14 protein-coding genes and 1 pseudogene are annotated in these 18,015 nt (G+C 64.0%); 8 read left to right on the top strand and 7 right to left on the bottom strand.

Features of this window, described 5'->3' with window-relative positions:
• Nucleotides 1-116 precede the first annotated feature (116 nt).
• The 4 genes and pseudogenes from fsrB to IVA80_RS16145 all read left to right on the top strand — a co-directional run bounded on the left by fsrB (nt 117) and on the right by IVA80_RS16145 (nt 3,371).
• Entirely contained in the window at nt 117-1,406 is a 1,290-nt protein-coding gene (gene fsrB / locus IVA80_RS16160) for a siderophore utilization protein FsrB (RefSeq protein ID WP_247431791.1), read from the top strand.
• Nucleotides 1,407-1,496: 90 nt separating this feature from the next.
• Nucleotides 1,497-1,757: pseudogene (locus tag IVA80_RS16155) on the top strand (hypothetical protein); the annotation flags it as partial.
• 259 nt (nt 1,758-2,016) lie between these two features.
• Nucleotides 2,017-2,226 (top strand): hypothetical protein, encoded by a 210-nt coding sequence (locus IVA80_RS16150; protein WP_247431788.1) that lies wholly within the window; start codon nt 2,017-2,019, stop codon nt 2,224-2,226.
• Nucleotides 2,227-2,342: 116 nt separating this feature from the next.
• Nucleotides 2,343-3,371: a glycosyltransferase family 4 protein gene (locus IVA80_RS16145; RefSeq protein WP_247431785.1), complete on the top strand. Its 1,029-nt coding sequence runs from the start codon at nt 2,343-2,345 to the stop codon at nt 3,369-3,371.
• On the opposite strand, the gene IVA80_RS16140 is transcribed toward IVA80_RS16145, so the two are convergent.
• On the bottom strand, nt 3,368-4,564 hold the full coding sequence (locus IVA80_RS16140) for a Xaa-Pro peptidase family protein (protein ID WP_247431782.1): 1,197 nt from the start codon (nt 4,562-4,564) through the stop codon (nt 3,368-3,370). The genes IVA80_RS16145 and IVA80_RS16140 overlap by 4 nt on opposite strands.
• Before the next feature lie 454 nt (nt 4,565-5,018).
• On the opposite strand from IVA80_RS16140, the gene IVA80_RS16135 reads away from it, so the two are divergent.
• From IVA80_RS16135 to IVA80_RS38610, 4 genes are all read left to right on the top strand, one after another.
• Nucleotides 5,019-6,038: a TRAP transporter substrate-binding protein gene (locus IVA80_RS16135; RefSeq protein ID WP_247431779.1), complete on the top strand. Its 1,020-nt coding sequence runs from the start codon at nt 5,019-5,021 to the stop codon at nt 6,036-6,038.
• Between the two features lie 15 nt (nt 6,039-6,053).
• Nucleotides 6,054-7,955 carry a TRAP transporter large permease subunit gene (locus IVA80_RS16130; protein WP_247431776.1) on the top strand — a complete coding sequence of 634 codons (1,902 nt, stop codon included), beginning with the start codon at nt 6,054-6,056 and terminating at the stop codon, nt 7,953-7,955.
• A 22-nt stretch (nt 7,956-7,977) separates the two neighbouring features.
• On the top strand, nt 7,978-9,627 hold the full coding sequence (locus tag IVA80_RS16125; RefSeq protein WP_247431773.1) for an acyl-CoA synthetase: 1,650 nt from the start codon (nt 7,978-7,980) through the stop codon (nt 9,625-9,627).
• A 248-nt stretch (nt 9,628-9,875) separates the two neighbouring features.
• Entirely contained in the window at nt 9,876-11,249 is a 1,374-nt protein-coding gene (locus IVA80_RS38610; RefSeq protein ID WP_247431770.1) for an autotransporter outer membrane beta-barrel domain-containing protein, read from the top strand.
• Between the two features lie 66 nt (nt 11,250-11,315).
• On the opposite strand, the gene IVA80_RS16115 is transcribed toward IVA80_RS38610, so the two are convergent.
• The 6 genes from IVA80_RS16115 to metG all read right to left on the bottom strand — a co-directional run bounded on the left by IVA80_RS16115 (nt 11,316) and on the right by metG (nt 17,983).
• Nucleotides 11,316-12,293, bottom strand: coding sequence for a TRAP transporter substrate-binding protein (locus tag IVA80_RS16115; protein WP_247431767.1), 978 nt, complete (start codon nt 12,291-12,293; stop codon nt 11,316-11,318).
• A 40-nt stretch (nt 12,294-12,333) separates the two neighbouring features.
• Nucleotides 12,334-13,647, bottom strand: coding sequence for a TRAP transporter large permease subunit (locus IVA80_RS16110; protein ID WP_247431764.1), 1,314 nt, complete (start codon nt 13,645-13,647; stop codon nt 12,334-12,336).
• A 2-nt stretch (nt 13,648-13,649) separates the two neighbouring features.
• Nucleotides 13,650-14,240 carry a TRAP transporter small permease gene (locus IVA80_RS16105; RefSeq protein WP_247431761.1) on the bottom strand — a complete coding sequence of 197 codons (591 nt, stop codon included), beginning with the start codon at nt 14,238-14,240 and terminating at the stop codon, nt 13,650-13,652.
• Between the two features lie 166 nt (nt 14,241-14,406).
• Nucleotides 14,407-15,204: an MBL fold metallo-hydrolase gene (locus IVA80_RS16100; protein WP_247431759.1), complete on the bottom strand. Its 798-nt coding sequence runs from the start codon at nt 15,202-15,204 to the stop codon at nt 14,407-14,409.
• A gap of 13 nt (nt 15,205-15,217) precedes the next feature.
• Nucleotides 15,218-15,994 carry a TatD family hydrolase gene (locus IVA80_RS16095; RefSeq protein ID WP_247431756.1) on the bottom strand — a complete coding sequence of 259 codons (777 nt, stop codon included), beginning with the start codon at nt 15,992-15,994 and terminating at the stop codon, nt 15,218-15,220.
• 12 nt (nt 15,995-16,006) lie between these two features.
• Entirely contained in the window at nt 16,007-17,983 is a 1,977-nt protein-coding gene (gene metG / locus IVA80_RS16090; protein WP_247431753.1) for a methionine--tRNA ligase, read from the bottom strand.
• Between the last annotated feature and the right edge of the window lie 32 nt (nt 17,984-18,015).

Below are 18,015 nucleotides of genomic sequence, written 5' to 3'. Positions count from 1 at the left end.
GTCGGCGGGCTCCTCAGGATGAGGTCGTTCTTCGCGGCAGGATCGCAGTCCCTCATGGTGAGGAGCCGACCCAAAGCGGGCGTCTCGAACCATGAGGCTGAGTCGGGATTCGGACGATGAGAGCGATATTCGGTCGATTCCATCGCTGGGCGGGACTGCTCACGGCCGGCTTCCTGTTCTTCTCCGGCATCACCGGCGCGATCATCTCCTGGGATCATGAGATCGACGACGTGCTGAACCACCACCTGTTCGATGTCGCCAGCAAGGGTCCGGCGATCCCCTCGATCGAGCTCGCGAAGATGATCGAGCAGCGCGATCCCCGTGCGCGCGTCGTCTACCTCTTCATGACGCCGGAGCAGGGCCACTCGCTGTGGTTCTTCGTGATGCCGCGGATCGATCCGGCGACGGGAAAACGCTTTGCGATCGAGTACAATCAGATCTTCCTCGATCCCAACACCGGCGCGGAGCTGGGCCGGCGCTATTGGGGCGCGGTGTGGCCGGTGACGCGCGAGAATTTCGTCTCGTTCCTCTACAAGCTGCACTACACGATGCACATCCCGGAATTCTGGGGCAGCGATCGCTGGGGCATGCGCGTGCTCGGCGTGATCGCCATCATCTGGACCATCGATTGCTTCGTCGGATTCTATCTGACGCTGCCCTCGCGGTGGCGCGCCAAGGCGGCGCGGGCGCCTGCCGTCACCCGCCAGCTCGAACGCGGCTTCTGGGCGCGCTGGGCGCCGGCCTGGACCGTCAAGACCTCCGGCAGCGCCTACCGGATCAATTTCGACATCCACCGCGCCTTCAGCCTCTGGACCTGGGGCGTGCTGTTCATCATCGCCTTCACGGCGTTCTCGCTGAACCTCTATTTCGAGGTGTTCTCGCCGATGATGAAGATGGTGTCGAACTACACGCCGACGCCCTACGAGCAGCGGCCCTATCGCGATCTCGACAATCCCATCGAGCCCAAGGTGACGTTTGCCGACATTGCTGCGCGCGCCGCGGCCGACGGCAAGGGGCGAGGGTGGACCACCCCGGTCGGCTCGATCAATTACGGCCCGGCCCATGGCGTCTATGCCGCGGCCTTCTTCCATCCCGGCGACGATCACGGCGCCGGCGGCGTCGGGCCGGCGCAGCTCTATTACGACAGCGAGGACGGCCGTCCGATCGGCGAACGGCTACCCTGGGTCGGCACCGCCGCCGATGTCTTCGTGCAGGCGCAATTCCCGCTGCATTCGGGGCGCATCGTCGGGCTGTTCGGCCGCATCCTGATCTCGATCATGGGGCTGGTGGTGGCCGCGCTCTCGGTCACCGGCGTCGTGATCTGGTGGCGCAAACGCCGCGCCCGCGTCCGCGTCCGCGAGACGGCGGCGGTGCGCCTGAACCGGCAGCTCACGGCGGCGGAGTAGGGCACTTGGTCCGCCCGTTCTGCGCGGATGAACCTTGACGCGAAACAGAGGCACAAAGATTGGAGACAGCTCGTGCCTCATGGGATCGTGATGAAGGGGTTTACCTTGCTCTGCTTGTTCGTGTTCGCCACCGCCGCAAATGCGGCTGCTCCCGAGCAGCACTATCTCGATCTGCGCGATCGCCACATCGCAAAATTCTCGAAAGCCAAGGAGAACGACGAGACCACCAAGCAGCACGATGCGGCTCTCAAGGAGCTGGCAGGGGTGCGCCTGGTCGGACCGGTCGCGATCAGCGGGCTGCCAGCGGACGGCAAGTCGAACGCCGACACGCTGTTCAAGAGTGACTCCGGCCGACGCGCCGACCATGTGGCGACAGTCGGGAGAGGGCGCCGGGTGAATTTCCAAATCGGGTTGATGAAGATGCTGGTGAGCCATTCCGATGGTTTCGCCATCATGACCGGGATCAAACGTGACATGGCGATCCTGGCGACCAGCAGGCGGGACTGAGGCGAACCAAGGCCGCTGTGAGGCTTCGAGTTTTGGGGAAAACCGGAAACTTCCGCCGACCGGATGAGTTGGCGGACGGAGTCTCGCGTCCTCGGAGTTGAATATGGTCGATGACGTCCCGCTACGAACGGCGGTCGATACCGCTTGGTCTGTCTTCCTGGCGAAGCATCGCGATGTCGATGCTGCGGACAGTCGCCGATGCCTGCTCGAGCGCCATCTACACGGCAGATGGGAAGCGCAAGCGAGCGATGCCGAGGAACTCACGTGCCTTGGGCTGGCTTACCTCGAGCGGCTTCCGGAAGACGAGTGTTGAGTGGGATGGAGAGCCTCGTTCGACGGACAGTCATCGAAAGCACCAGGCCGCAGCTCGCTTCCGCGGCCATCGCGCCGGTCTTCCGGCCGGGCTTCTCAGTGTAGCGGATGGCTCCGATGCGCATCGCTCAGCTTGCTCCCTTGGCCGAAAGTGTTCCGCCGAAGCTATACGGCGGCACGGAGCGAGTGGTGGCCTGGCTGGTGGACGAACTGGTCGACCTTGGTCATGACGTCACCCTGTTTGCGAGCGGCGATTCCCGGACGAAAGGCAAACTCCACCCGGTATGGCCGCGCGCGCTGCGCCTCGGGCGGAGGAGCACTGATCCCAATGCCGCCAGCGCTCTGCTGCTCGAGGCGATTGCAAAACGGGCGAAGGATTTCGATGTGGTCCACGTGCATATCGACTGGCTGCACCTTCCGTTGCTCGGTCGCCTCGATGTTCCGTTTCTCACCACCATGCACGGCCGGCTCGACTTGCCCGGGCTTTCCGATATGTTTCGGGAATTTCCCGAGGCCGGCTTCGTCTCGATTTCCGACCATCAGCGCCTGCCTGTTCCGAACGCAAACTGGATCGGCACGATCCAGCACGGGCTGCCTTCGAGCCTGCTTCGTCCGTCCTATGAACAAGGATCGTATCTGGCGTTTCTCGGACGCCTTACGGCTGAGAAAGGTCCGGAGGACGCCATCCGCATCGCACGTGCAGCCAGGAAACCCCTGCGCATGGCCGCCAAGATCCCGCGCGCCGAGACCGTCTATTTCAAGAAGCATATCGAGCCCCACATCGAGAGCGAGGAGGTCCAGCTCGTCGGTGAGGTTGACGAAGCGAGGAAGCAGCCATTCCTCGCCGGAGCGGCCGCGTTGCTGTTTCCGATCGATTGGCCGGAGCCCTTCGGCCTGGTCATGATCGAGGCGATGGCGTGCGGGACGCCAGTGATCGCCTACCGCTCCGGCTCCGTGCCCGAAGTCGTCGAGGATGGAGTGACAGGCTTCATCGTCGAGAATGAGAAACAGGCAATCGTCGCAGTGAACGAGTTGGCCCTGCTCGACAGACGAAAGATACGCTCTCGCTTCGAGGAACGCTTCTCTGCGCACCGAATGGCAAGAGAGTACGAAAGCCTGTACCGCAAACTGGCGCGACTTAACTAAAGCGCGCTGCCGCCCACATTCCAGCCGCGGCCGCCCTCGCCAAAGATCTCGTACCCATCAGGCGTCACCGCGACGGTGTCCTCGAGCTTGATGAAGCCGCGGCTGGGATGCTTCATCGTGGTCTCGATCGAGACCACCATGCCGGGCTCGAGCGGCAGTCGGGCATCCGTGTCGTCGTAGGGAACCGGACCCTCGGCGGTCAGGCGAGGGGCCTCGTGGCTCACGAGGCCCATGCCGTGGGCCAGGAAATCGGTGCAGTCGCGTCGGGTGATCTGGGCGAGCTGCCGCTCGGCCGCAACATAGATGTCGCCGCCCATGGCGCCCGGACGGACTGCGGCAAAGGCGGCGCGCTGGACCGCTTCGATCTCGGCCAGACAGTCCTTCAGCTCGGCATCGGGATCGCCGAGCACGGCCATGCGCGCGAGGTCGCCGATATAGCCGTGATAATTGCCGCCCGAATCGAGCGACAGCACGTCGCCTTGTTCCCAGCGCTGCGCCGACGGTGCTCGGTTATGGCTGTTGCCACAGGCGAGCAGGCAGTACTCGAAGGTCAGCCCGCGATTGGCTTCGGCGATGCGCAAGCCGTCCGACAATTGCTGCTTGGTCGTGCCGGGGCCGTGCCCGGCGATCACTTCCAGCATGGACGCGATGACGAGCTCCGACGCCGTCTTGAGCTTTGCGAGCTCGTCTGCCGATTTGACCGCCCGCAGCCGCTCCAGCACCACCAGCGCGTCCTTGAGCTCGGCGCCGGGTAGGGCGTCACTGAGCGCCCGGCCCGCATCCATCGGCAGGAATGCCATCTCGACCCCGACCCGCCTCAAGGGCACGCCGGCATCGCGGATCAACGCAACGGCACGCGTGACTGCGTCGACCGAGCCGTTGGACTCGGTCCGGACCTGCGCCACCCATGGCGGCGCAACGGTGCGCTGATGGGTCTCCAGACGGTGCCCGACATAGACCGCTTTCTCGGGCGCGCCCTTGGGATAGACCAGGACCGGCAGGTAACGGCTGACGCCCAGGGCATCCATGCAGTCGAAGAAGATCGCGCGCTCGGCGCCCAGCAGGTACTGCACATTGTGCTTGGAGGTCGCGACCAGGACGTCGAGGCCGGCGGCTTCCATGAGACGGTCGAGTTTGGCAGCATCGAATGGAATGGCGCGCGGGCCGGTCGCGCGGGCGACGTTCTCCTGCATGACGAACCTCCCAATGCTGCCGTGGCCTTGAACCGCTGCGTCGGTTTGCCCGCAGCTTATTGGCGACAAGTGTGAGCCGGGAGCGGGGTTCTGGGTAGGTGGGAATTTATCTGATCTGATCTGCGCAGCCATATCCGTGATTCGCATAAGGTATATTATGGAATATATTTATCTACAATTGGATCATGTATTTAGGCTAGGTTCCTGCCATAACACTTTCGCTTGGCGCGGGTTTTCGATCCGGCCGCCGGCCGTCGCCTCGTTCTTCACGGCTACTGTGCATGGGGTTGTTTTTCAGGTTTTGAATCCGGCGCATCTCTCCGAAAGCCGATATTGCCGCGAGGTTGTCCGGCTGCAATAAGCGAGCTTCGCGAGATCGCAGATGACCTTCGAGCCTTCCGTCCGTATAGGTTTGCATCTCACAACAAGAACAAACTTCCGAGGAAGCAGACCCATGAGCTTTTCCCGACGCACGCTTCTCAAGGCCTCCGCCGCGACCGCCGTCTTTGGCGGCGTCAGTGCGCCCTATGTGGCCCGTGCCCAGAGCGCCGAATTCACCTACAAATACGCCAACAACCTGCCGGACACCCATCCGCTGAACGTGCGCGCCAAGGAGATGGCGGCGGCGATCAAGAGCGAGACAGGCGGCAAGTTCGACCTCCAGATCTTCCCGAACAACCAGCTCGGGTCCGACACCGACATGCTGAGCCAGATCCGCTCAGGCGGCGTCGAGTTCTTCACGCTGTCCGGCCTGATCCTGTCGACCCTGGTGCCGGCCGCGTCCATCAACGGCATCGGCTTCGCGTTCCCGGACTACGACACGGTCTGGAAGGCCATGGACGGCGACCTCGGCGCCCATGTTCGCGGCGAGATCAAGAAGGCCGGCCTCGAGGTCATGGACAAGATCTGGGATAACGGCTTCCGCCAGACCACGTCGTCGAGCAAGCCGATCACCGGTCCTGACGACCTCAAGGGCTTCAAGATCCGCGTGCCGGTGTCGCCGCTGTGGACCTCGATGTTCAAGGCGTTCGACGCGGCGCCCGCCTCGATCAATTTCAGCGAGGTCTATTCGGCGCTCCAGACCAAGATCGTCGAGGGCCAGGAGAACCCGCTGGCGATCATCTCGACCGCCAAGCTCTACGAGGTGCAGAAGTACTGCTCGCTGACCAACCACATGTGGGATGGCTTCTGGTTCCTGGCCAACCGCCGCGCCTGGGAAAAGCTCCCGCAGGACGTGCGCACCGTCGTCGCCAAGAACATCAATGCCGCCGCGGTCAACGAGCGCGCCGACACCGCCAAGCTCAATGCCAATCTCCAGCAGGAGCTCGCGGTGAAGGGCCTGACCTTCAACCAGCCCGCGGTTGCCCCGTTCCGCGACAAGCTGCGGGCCGCCGGCTTCTATGCCGAGTGGAAGGGCAAGTATGGCGATCAGGCCTGGGACCTCCTGGAAAAGGCCGTCGGCAAGCTGTCGTAACGCGTTGGAGCCGCCATGGCTCATATCGAGGCTCATATCGAGGTTGAGGCGACCGGAGTGGCGGGCGAGGTGGCGGTTCAGTCCCCTCGCCGACCTTCGTTGCTGGCCTCGCTCGAGCGCGTCCTCGGCCTGATCGTTGAAATCCCGGCGGCGATCCTGGTCGTCGCCGAGATCGTGATCCTGTTTGCCGGCGTGGTCGCGCGCTACGGCTTGCACCGGCCGCTGATCTGGTCCGACGAACTCGCCTCGATCCTGTTCCTGTGGCTCGCGATGCTGGGCGCGGCGGTCGCGTTCCGCCGCTCCGAGCACATGCGCATGACCGCGGTGGTCGGCAGCGCAAAACCGGCGATGCGGGCCTGGCTCGATCTGGTCGCGACCTGTGCGGCGCTGGCGTTTCTGGCGCTGATCGTCTGGCCGTCCTGCGACTACGCCTATGAGGAAAGCTACATCACAACGCCGGCGCTCCAGATCTCGAACATCTGGCGAGCCGCCGCGCTGCCGGCCGGCATCGGCCTGATGGCGGCGTTCGCCCTGCTGCGGCTGCTGCGCGCGGCCGACTACCGGATGGTCGCGGCCGCCGTGCTGTCGGTCGCCGTCGTGATCGGCCTGTTCTGGCTGGCGGAGCCGTCTTTGCGGCCACTCGGCAATCTCAACCTCGTCATCTTCTTCGTCGGCGTCGCCGGCTTCTGCGTGTTTGCCGGCGTTCCCATTGCGTTCGGCTTCGGTCTCGCCATCTTCGGCTATCTGGCGCTGACCACGCGCACACCGGTCATGGTGCTGGTCGGGCGGATGGACGAGGGCATGAGCCACCTCATTCTGCTCTCGGTGCCGTTGTTCGTGTTCCTGGGACTTCTGATTGAAATGACCGGCATGGCGCGCGCCATGGTGGCTTTCCTGGCCAGCCTGCTCGGCCACGTCCGCGGCGGCCTGCATTACGTGCTGGTCGGCGCCATGTATCTGGTCTCCGGCATCTCCGGCGCCAAGGCCGCCGACATGGCGGCGGTCGCGCCCGTGCTGTTCCCGGAAATGAAGCAGCGCGGCGCCAAGCCCGGCGATCTCGTGGCGCTGCTTGCGGCGACGGGTGCCCAGACCGAGACCATTCCGCCAAGCCTCGTGCTGATCACGATCGGCTCGGTGACAGGCGTGTCGATCGCCGCCCTCTTCACCGGCGGCCTCCTGCCCGGCATCGTGCTCGCCATCACGCTCTGCATGCTGGTGTGGTGGCGCTACCGCCACGAGGACATGAGCCATGTCCGCCGCGCCACGGCGTCCGAGATCGGCAAGACCTTCATCATCGCCCTGCCCGCGCTCGCGCTTCCCTTCGTGATCCGCTACGCCGTGGTCGAGGGCATCGCCACCGCCACCGAAGTCTCCACCATCGGCATCGTCTACGGCGCCCTGGTCGGCCTCCTCGTCTACCGCCGCTTCGACTGGCGGCGGCTGTTTCCGATGCTGGTCGAGACCGCGGCGCTGTCAGGCGCGATCCTGCTGATCATCGGCACGGCGACCGGCATGGCCTGGGGTCTGACCCAATCCGGCTTCTCGCGCGCGCTGGCTTCAGCCATGACCGGATTGCCCGGAGGGCCGGCGACCTTCATCGCCGTCTCGATCCTGGCCTTCACCATTCTCGGCAGCGTGCTGGAGGGCATCCCGGCCATCGTGCTGTTCGGACCGCTGCTGTTTCCGATCGCCCGTGCCGTCGGCGTGCACGAGGTGCACTATGCGATGGTGATCATTCTCGCCATGGGTATCGGATTATTCGCCCCGCCGTTCGGCGTCGGCTATTATGCCGCCTGCGCCATCGGACGCGTCGACCCGGCCGAAGGCATCAGGCCGATCTGGGGCTATCTGCTGGCGCTGCTGGTGGGATTGATCATCGTCGCGATCTTCCCCTGGATATCGATCGGATTCCTTTGAGACGCTTTTGAGGAGGGTGTCGATGAGTGAACGGCAGAACCAGTACAATATCGGCCTCGACAAGACGCCCGCCAACTACGTGCCGCTGAGCCCGCTGAGCTTTCTCGCGCGCAGCGCCGCCGTCTATCCCGATCACGTCAGCACGGTTTATGAGGGCCGCAGCTTCACGTGGCGCGAGACGCATGAGCGCTGCAAACGCTTTGCGTCCTGGCTCGCCGGCAAGGGCATCGGCATCGGCGACACCGTCGCGGCGATGCTGCCGAACATTCCGGCGATGAACGAGGTGCATTTCGCGGTGCCCATGACCGGCGCCGTATTGAACGCGCTCAACATCCGCCTCGATGCGTCCTCGATCGCGTTTCAGCTCGATCATGGCGGCGCGAAGATCGTCCTGGTTGATCCCGAATTTTCCGCCGTCATCACCGACGCGATGTCCCAGATGAGCGGCCCAAAACCGATCGTTGTCGATGTCGACGACGCCGCCTTCGAGGCCGGCAAGCGCATCGGCGAGATCGAATATGAGGCCGCGGTCGCGCAAGGCGATCCAGACTTCGCGGCAATCCCGCCGGGCGACGAATGGGACGCGATCGCGCTGAGCTACACCTCGGGCACCACGGGCAATCCCAAGGGCGTCGTCACCCATCATCGCGGCGCTTATCTCAATGCCGTCAGCAACATCCTCGCAGGCCAACTCGGACAGCATCCGGTCTATCTCTGGACGCTGCCGATGTTCCACTGCAACGGCTGGTGCTTTCCCTGGACCATCGCGGCCGCCGCCGGCATCAATGTCTGCCTGCGCAAGGTCGAGCCGACCAGGATCTTCGAGCTGATCAGACAGCACGGCGTCACCCACATGTGCGGCGCGCCGATCGTCTACAACACGCTGATCAACGCGCCCGATGCGCCGAAGGGCAATGCCGCGCGACGCGTCGTCGGCCTGATCGCCGGCGCCGCGCCGCCGGTCGCGGTGCTCGAAGGCGCAGAAACCATCGGCATCAAGCTCACGCACGTCTACGGCCTGACCGAGGTCTACGGCCCGGCCTCCGTTTGCGCCGAGCAACCCGGCTGGGACGATCTGCCCGCCGCCGAGCGCGCCGGCATGAAGCGGCGCCAGGGCGTGCCCTACCCGCTCGAGGAAAGCGTCACCGTCATCAATCCGCAGACGATGCAGGAGGTGCCGCGCGACAGCGAGACCATCGGCGAGGTCATGTTCCGCGGCAACATCGTGATGAAGGGCTATCTCAAGAACGAGAAGGCCACGAAGGAAGCCTTCGAAGGCGGCTGGTTTCACACCGGCGACCTCGGCGTGCTCGACGAGCACGGCTACGTCATCATCAAGGACCGCTCCAAGGACATCATCATCTCCGGCGGCGAGAACATCTCCTCGGTCGAGGTCGAGGACGTGCTCTACAAGCATCCGGCCGTGCTGTTCGCTGCTGTCGTCGCAAAGCCCGATCCGAAATGGGGCGAGGTGCCCTGCGCCTTCGTCGAACTGAAGGACGGCGCCAACGCGAGCGAAGCCGACATCATCGCCTTCTGCCGCTCGCATATGAGCGGCTTCAAGACGCCGAAGGCGGTCGTGTTCGGACCGATCCCGAAGACGTCCACGGGCAAGATCCAGAAATTCCTGCTGCGCAACGAGGTGGGATCAGTGAAGGCAATTTCGGCCTGAACCTGTCTCGGCTTCAGAACATTTGGAAACACAGACCGGGACAGTGCGGCGATCGTGCGTCGCCCCGAAACCGACTGTGCAGGTTTGACCACGTCGGGACACGGCAGGAAAAGATTGGAAAACATTAGAGACGCATTTACGTTTCGCTCCAGTCGGATTCGCTGATTCCAGATGATTGGCCGCGCAATCTGCGGCTGGCGACCGGCGCTGTTGGGGCGCTTCATGCGGTTGGGGTCGTGAGCGCGGACGTGCGTGCGCGTCTGTCGCTGCTGCTATTGACGGCTGGACTGCTGCTGCCCAACGCGGCCGCTGCGCAGACCACGCGCGAGTTCGGCGCATTCGCGGAGATGCCGGGCTATGGCGCAGCCAGACCGAATGCGCCGGGCTATGGCTTCAACAATTTCGCCGATCCTGCGTTCGGCGGCGCTGCATTTGGCGGGCCGCCTGCATCAGCTTTCTCCGGCGCCTGGTTTGGCAATGGCGGTGGCGGCGGCATGCAGCCGGGCTATGGCTGGAACGGCGAGCCGCCCGGCCGTGCCGACGAAGCGCGGTTCGGCATGCGGCAGTCCTTTGGCGGCGGCGCCGATGGTGCTTCGCGGCCCGAGACGGTGCAGGCCACGTTTCTGGCAATGACCCAGTTCACGCAAGCCTTGCTCGATCCCGCCATCGACGGCCGCGGCGTCGGCCCGGCAGAGTTTGACGCGGAGCTCGCGGCCTACGCCGATATCGGTAACGACCAGACACATGGCGGTGTCGGACGCGAAGCCTATGGAGCGATGTACGGCAAGCCCTCGCTCGCGTCTGCGCACTGGAACGTCTGGGCCGCCGGCTTCGGCGGATCGCAGGTGTCGACCGGCGGCACCGGCTCTGCCAGTCGGAGCTTTGGCACGGTGGTCGGCGCCGATTATTCACTGTCGCCGCAGACGCGGATGGGCTTTGCGCTCGCCGGCGGCGGCACTGGCTTTGCCAACAATTTTTCCAGCGGCCGCTCCGATCTGTTCCAGGCCGGCACCTTCGGCAGGCATTCGATCGGATCGGCATATGTCGCAACTGCGCTCGCCTATGGCTGGCAGGCCATTACCGGGGACTATCAGGTGATGCCGGCCGGCACCGGCCTTAACGCAACGGTCAACGCCGACGCCTATTCTGGCCGTCTCGAAGGCGGGTATCGCTTTTCCATGCCCTGGCTGGGCATCACGCCCTACGCGGCCGCGCAGATCACCACCTTTCGCCCGCCCTCCAATGCGGCGCAGCCGGCCCACGTCGTCGATCGGTCTCCGGCGGTGCCCGGCAGCGATGGTTTCACCGACACCCGCGCCGAGTTCGGCCTGCGCACGAGCACGTCCCTTGCGCTGTTTGGAAGCATGATGAACCTTCGCGGACGGCTCGCCTGGTCGCATGATTTCAGCGCGGGGCAGTCGATCCCGGCGGCGTTCCAGTCCCTCTCCGGTCAGGGCTTCATCATTGGCGGCACGGCATTGGCGCCGAACGCGGCGCTGACAGGCGTAGCGCTCGAGCTGGGGGGCCTGAACGGTTGGTCGGCTTCGGCGAACCTCGACAGCGAGCTGTCGAGCCTGATCCGCTCCTACACTGGCAAGGCCATCCTGCGTTACGCCTGGTGACCCTGCCGCAAGATCGAGGGAAAGACTTCCGCGCCGGTCGAGGGAGCGCGAAAGGCCTCTCCGTCCTTACATCTTCTTGTAGGCGTCAATCAGCGCCTGGCCATCGGGCCCTGCCTTCTTGAGCCAGTCGGCGCTGAGCTGTTCGCCGATCTTCTGGAAGCCGGCCTTCAGCGCCGGGGTCGGCGGCTCGACCGTCATGCCTTTGGCCTTGAGCTGATCGATGTACCAGGCGCTCTTGTCCTGCCAAGCCTTCCAGCCGCGGGTTTCCGCGGTCGCAGCGGCCTTGAGGATGGCCTCCTGCGTCGGCTTGTCGAGCGCGTCGAACGCGGCCTTGTTGACAAAGGTGTAGTCCTTCGGAATCCAGGCCTGTACGTCATAGAAGTATTTGAGCGACTCCCAGGCCTTCGCATCGTAGCCTGTGCCGCCCGACGACATGAAGGAGTTCACCACGCCGGTCGCAAGCGCCTGCGGCAGTTCGGCAGCCTGGATCGTGACCGCCTGGGCGCCGACCAACTCGCCAATGCGGGCGGTTCCAACATTATAGGCCCGCCATTTCAGGCCCTTCATGTCTTCGATCGTCGCGAGCGGCTTGTTGACATAGACGCCCTGCGGCGCCCACGGCACGACGAACAGCAGCTTGAGACCCTGCGCATCGAGCTTCTTGGCAATCAACGGCTTCGACGCCTGATAGAGCTTCATCGCGTCGGGGAAGCTGGTCGCCAGAAACGGCACGACATCGATCCCGAACACCGGATCCTCGTTCTCGTGGATCGACAGCAACACTTCGCCCATCTGCGCCTGCCCGGTGACCACCGCGCGTTTGATGTCGGGAGCCTTGAACAGCGAGGCGCCCGGATGAACCGTGATCTGCAGTTTGCCGGACGTCGCGGCTTCGACGTCCTTGGCGAAAGCGATCAGATTTTCGGAGTGCGGATTGTCGGCCGGATAGGCTGCCGGCAGATTCCACTTGGTCTGGGCCAAGGCGGGTGTTGCGGCCAGTATTGCGCCGGCAATCAGGCCTGCACGGACTAAACGAGACTTCATCGAACTTCTCCTCCCGGTCAAATTGAAAAGCCTGGCGTGGTCAGTCTGGAAAGGCAAGCTTGGGCAGAAACAGCACAATCTGCGGATATTCGGTGATGATGAACACGGCGGCCAGCAGCAAGACGAAAAACGGGAACGCCGCTTTGGCGACGGTAAGGGTGTCGCGGCCGCTCATGTTCTGGAGCACGAAAAGATTGAAGCCGACCGGCGGCGTGATCTGCGCCATCTCGACATGGATGATGAGGTAGACACCGAACCAGACCAGGTCGAGACCGGCCTGCCTGACCATCGGCAGCACGATGACGGCGGTCAGGACGATCATCGAGATGCCGTCGATCAGGCAGCCCAGGATGATGTACATGATGCTCAGATACAGCGCGAGCATGCCCGGCGTGAGTTGTTGCCCCTGGACCCAGGTGGCGAGTACGGCCGGGATGCCGGTATAGGCCATCGCGGCCGTGGTGTAGGCCGCGCCTGCGAGGATCAGCATGATCATGCAGGTCAGGCGCGTCGCGCTCATGATGCTCTCGAGAAAATTCTTGCGCGTGAGCGTGCGGCTCCACCACGCCAGCAGCAGCGCACCGGCGACGCCCCAGGCGGCGCATTCCGTCGCGGTCGCGAAGCCGAGCACGAGCGAGAGGAAGACCGCCATGATCAGCAACAGGCAGGGCGCAAGCCTCGCCGACTCGCGCAGCTTCTGGCGAAACGGAATCGGGGGATCACGCGGCGGAATCTTCTTCGGGTTCAGCAGCGACCAGATGATGATGTAGCCCGAATAGAGCACCATCACGAGCACCCCCGGCAGGAAGCCGCCGAGGAACACCTGGAGTACGGAGACATTCGCCGTGACCGCGTAGACCACCATCGGGATCGAGGGCGGGATCAGGAGTCCGAGCGTGCCGGAGCCGGCGAGCGATCCGAGGCTCAAGCCCTTGTCGTAGCCGCGCTTGTCGAGCTCGGGCAGTGCGATCTTGCCGATCGTCGCACAGGTCGCCGCCGAGGAGCCCGACACCGCCGCAAAGATGCCACAGCCGATCACATTGACATGGGTCAGGCGCCCGGGCAGCCACTGAACCCAGGGCGAGAGCCCCCGAAACATTTCTTCCGACAATTTGGTGCGGAACAGGATCTCCCCCATCCAGATGAACAGGGGCAGCGCGGCCAGTGTCCAGGATGAGCTGGCGCTCCATGTCGTGGTGGCAAGCACGGTGCCGAGCGGCAGGCTCGTCGTCAGCGCCATCGCCACGAATCCGACGAGTCCGAGCGAGACCGCGATCCAGACGCCGCTTCCCAGCAGCAGGATCATGATGCCGAGCAGGATGAAGGACAGCTCGATCATGCCGAGATTGGCCATGGTCAACCTCCGCCGCCCTGCGAGATGCGCTCGATGAATTCGTCCGGCGTCTCGTCCGGCGAGCCCTTCTCGTAGCTCGGCCGGTTGCCGCCGACGACACTGACCATCTCGTCGATCAACGCAACCGACAAGACAACGAGACCCGCGGCAAAGCCGAGCTGGGGAATCCAGAGTGGAAGCGCGACGACGCCCTGCGCCACATCGTTGAAGCGCCAGGAGTCGTAGGTCATCTGCACGGCATGCCGGGTGAAATAGAGAATGAAAGCGGTGGCAATACCGAGCGCCATGATTTCCGCGACCTGCTTGGCCCGCCCGTGCAGACGTTCCAGCAGCATGCCGACGCGGATCATCTCCCCGCGCTTGAAGGTGTGAGCGAGACCGAGGAACGCCATCGCGGCCATGCACCAGGACGCGAAATCATCGCCGGCGGGAATGTTGATCGCAAACTGGCGCCCGACCGACATGATCATCATGATTGCAAAGATCGCAACCAGGAAGACTCCGGCGGCGTAACCTGCACCGAGATAAAGGAGATCCAGAGCGCGTCGCACCAGTCCCCGGCTCGTTACGTCCTCTGCCAACGCAATCCCCATCCTCACACGAGGCGATACAACCGGCCTGGCGGCCGCACATCGGGCGCCGCCGGTTCTGCTTGAATATCGCCCTGCCCAGCGCCTGTCTTTCAGACGTTAGATCAACATGATGGGTCCGGCGCAAGCAAGGAGTATGCCGGCCTATGCCGGAATTCCCACCGCAGGTTCAGTGCGTCTCCAGCCGCAGCCCGTCATACGCGGGCACCACGCCCGCGGGCAGCGACTGCCGGATCACCTCGTAATCGACGTCGGCCGTCATGTTGGTGATGACGGCGCGCTTGGGCTTGAATCGCTCGATCCAGGACAGCGCGTCGTTGATGCTGAAATGGCTGGAATGGCCGGCGTAGCGTAAGCCGTCGACGATCCAGAGATCGAGATTTTCCAGCGCGCTCCAGCTCTCGCGCGGAATGTCGTTGAGATCGGGCGTGTAAGCGGCGTTGCCGATGCGATAGCCAAGCGCGGGGATCTTGCCATGCTCGACCAGGAAGGCAGTCATGGTCACGTCCCCGCCCTTGCCGTTGATGGTCTGGCTCTCGCCCGCCTCGATCGAATGGCGGTGCAGGATCGGCGGATAGTCGCTGCCCTCGGGCGCGATGAAGCAGTAGGAGAACCGCGCCATGATGTCTTTCGCGGTCGACTGGTTGAAATAGACCGGAATGCGCTTGCGCATGTGGAGCACGACGGAGCGCAGATCGTCCATGCCGTGGGTCTGGTCGGCATGCTCATGCGTCAGGAACACCGCATCGATGTGGTCGACGTCGGTGGAGAGCAGTTGCTCTCGCAGATCGGGCGACGTGTCGATCACGATGCGCGTGGTGCCGTGGCTCGACGTCTGCTCGACCAACAGCGAGCAGCGGCGGCGGCGGTTCTTGGGATTGTTGGGATCGCAGGCACCCCAGCCGAGCGCCGGGCGCGGCACGCCGGCGGAGGAGCCGCAACCCAGGATCGTCAACGTCAGCGTCATGCGGCTCCCAGTCCTAAGCTTTCGCCTTGGAGAACAGGCGGAAGAAGTTTTCGCTTGTCTGGCGTGAGATCTCATCAAACGACACGCCGCGCGCCTCGGCGAGCACCTTGGCGACCTCGACCACATAGGCCGGCTCGTTGCGTTTGCCCCGGAACTTGCCGGGCGCTAGATAGGGCGAGTCCGTTTCAACCAGAATACGGTCAGACGGCAATTCAGCCGCAAGCGTGCGCAGGGCCTCCGATTTCTTGAAGGTCAGGATGCCCGTGAAGCCGATATAGAGCCCGAGCGACACCGCCTTCAGCGCCAGCTCGCGCCCGCCCGTGTAACAATGCAGCACGGCGCGAAACGATCCGTTGGCGGCCTCCTCTTCCAAGATGCGGCCGCAATCTTCGTCGGCTTCGCGGGTGTGGATCACCAGCGGCAGGCCGGTGGCGCGGGCAGCAGCGATGTGGGCGCGAAAGCCCCTCGCCTGCGCCTCCGGCGCGCCGTTGTCGTAGAAATAGTCGAGCCCGGCTTCACCGAGCGCGACCACCTTGGGATGCTGCGTCAGCGCGATCAGCTCGTCCGGCGAGATGCCGTCTTCCTCATCCGCGTTGTGCGGATGGGTGCCGACCGAGCAGTAGACGTCGTCGTAGTGCTCAGCGATAGCCAGAAGCTGATCGAGCTTTCGCACCCGTGTCGAGATCGTGACCATACGGCCGATGCCGGCCGCACGTGCACGCGAGACGATCCCGTCGAGGTCTTCCGCAAAGTCCGGAAAATCCAAATGGCAGTGGCTGTCGACCAGCATCACGCGTACGCCTTAGGCTGCCGTCTCGATGTAGCGCGGGAACGCCGGCGCCGGCGCTGGCAACGTCGAGCCGGGCGCAATGCGCTTGGCACCGCCGAGCATCGCGAAGTTCCGCTCGTCCGCAGGAATGCCGAGGCTGTCGAGCAGCAATCCCGAGGCGGTCGGCATCGCCGGCTGGGCCAGGATCGCGATCTGGCGCACGACTTCGGCGGTGACATAGAGCACCGTCTTCTGCCTGATAGGATCGGTCTTGGCGAGCGCCCACGGCGCCTCGCCCGCGAAATAGCGGTTGGCCTCCGCGACCACGGCCCAAACGGCGTTGAGCCAGTGATGAATCTGCTGCATCGCCATCGCCGCGCGTGAAGCGGCGAGCATGCCGTCCGCCATCGCCAACATCGCATTGTCGTTGTCGCTGAACTCGCCGGGCTCCGGCAGCACGCCGCCCAGCTGTTTGGCGATCATCGACAGCGAGCGCTGCGCGAGGTTGCCGAGATCGTTGGCAAGATCGGCGTTGATGCGCGCGACGATGGCCTCGTGATTGTAGTTGCCGTCCTGGCCGAACGGCACCTCGCGCAAGAAGAAATAGCGCATCTGGTCGACGCCGTACTGGTCGGCGAGGTTGAAGGGGTCGACCACGTTGCCGACCGACTTCGACATCTTCTCGCCCCTGCTGAACAGGAAGCCGTGGGCATAGACCCGTTTCGGCAGCGGAATGCCGGCCGACATCAGGAACGCCGGCCAGTACACCGCGTGGAAGCGGATGATGTCCTTGCCGATGATGTGCACATCGGCAGGCCAGTAGCCCCAGTTCTTGTCGCGCTCGTCAGGGAAGCCGACGCCGGTGATGTAGTTGGTGAGCGCGTCGACCCAGACATACATCACGTGCTCTTCGTCGCCGGGTACCTTGACGCCCCAGTCGAAGGTGGTGCGCGAGATCGAGAGATCGCGCAAGCCGCCTCGCACGAAGCTCACCACCTCGTTCTTGCGCGAGTCCGGGCCGATGAATTCAGGATGATCCCCATAAAGCTTGAGCAGCTTGTCCTGGTAGGCCGAGAGGCGGAAGAAATAACTCTTCTCCTCGACCCACTCGACCGGCGTGCCTTGTGGTCCGAGACGCACGCCGTCGTCATTCAAGCGGGTTTCGTCCTCGGCGTAATAGGCCTCGTCGCGCACGGAGTACCAGCCGGCATAGGTATCGGCGTAGATGTCGCCGTTCGCCTCCATGCGCCGCCAGATCTCCTGGCTGGAGCGATGGTGCTGCTGTTCGGTGGTGCGGATGAAACGGTCGAACGACACGTTGAGGCGTTCATCCATCTCCTTGAAGCGGCCGGCGTTGCGGGCGGCGAGCGCCGAGACGGACATGTTTTCACCGGCCGCCGTCTGAACCATTTTTTGACCATGCTCGTCGGTGCCGGTCAGGAAGAAAACGTCCTTGCCGTCGAGCCGCGCGAAGCGCGCCAGCGTATCGGTCGCGATCGCCTCATAGGCGTGGCCGATATGTGGGCTGCCGTTGGGATATGCGATGGCGGTCGTAATGTAGAAGACGTTGTCGCGTGCGGGGGCATCAACGGGAGCAGTGGCTTGCGGAGCTGCGACGGGCTTCGGCGCGCGCGGCGCCTTCGGTTTCACAACCTTCGGCGGGGTGGCGACAGGAGCCGGGGCGACGGTCACGGCGGACGCAGCCGCCCTCGCCTTCCTGGCCACCTTCTTCGCTGGAGCCTTGACTTGCTTCTTGGCTGGCTTCCTGGCCGCCTTGTTCTTCGAAACCTTCTTGGCGGAGCCCTGCTTTTTCGCAGCCTTCTTGCTGGCCGTCTTCGCCGTCTTCGCTGCGCTCTTCCTCACGCGCGTCCTGGTGGCCGCCTTCTTGGTCTTCTTCACCTTCTTGACAGCCTTGCGCACGCGCGCCTTTGCCGCCTTCCTGGTGGCTTTCTTTGCAGCCTTCTTCTTGCTGCTGTTGCCTTTGACGGTTCTCTTAGCTCGCGTTGCCACCACGAATTCCTTTACCGGCTTCTTAAAATCTG

This window comes from Bradyrhizobium sp. 139 (assembly GCF_023074175.1).
In the GTDB taxonomy this organism is placed as follows: domain Bacteria; phylum Pseudomonadota; class Alphaproteobacteria; order Rhizobiales; family Xanthobacteraceae; genus Bradyrhizobium.
The sequence above is the reverse complement of the archived record's forward strand: the minus strand, read 5'-3'. Positions and strand labels throughout refer to the sequence as shown.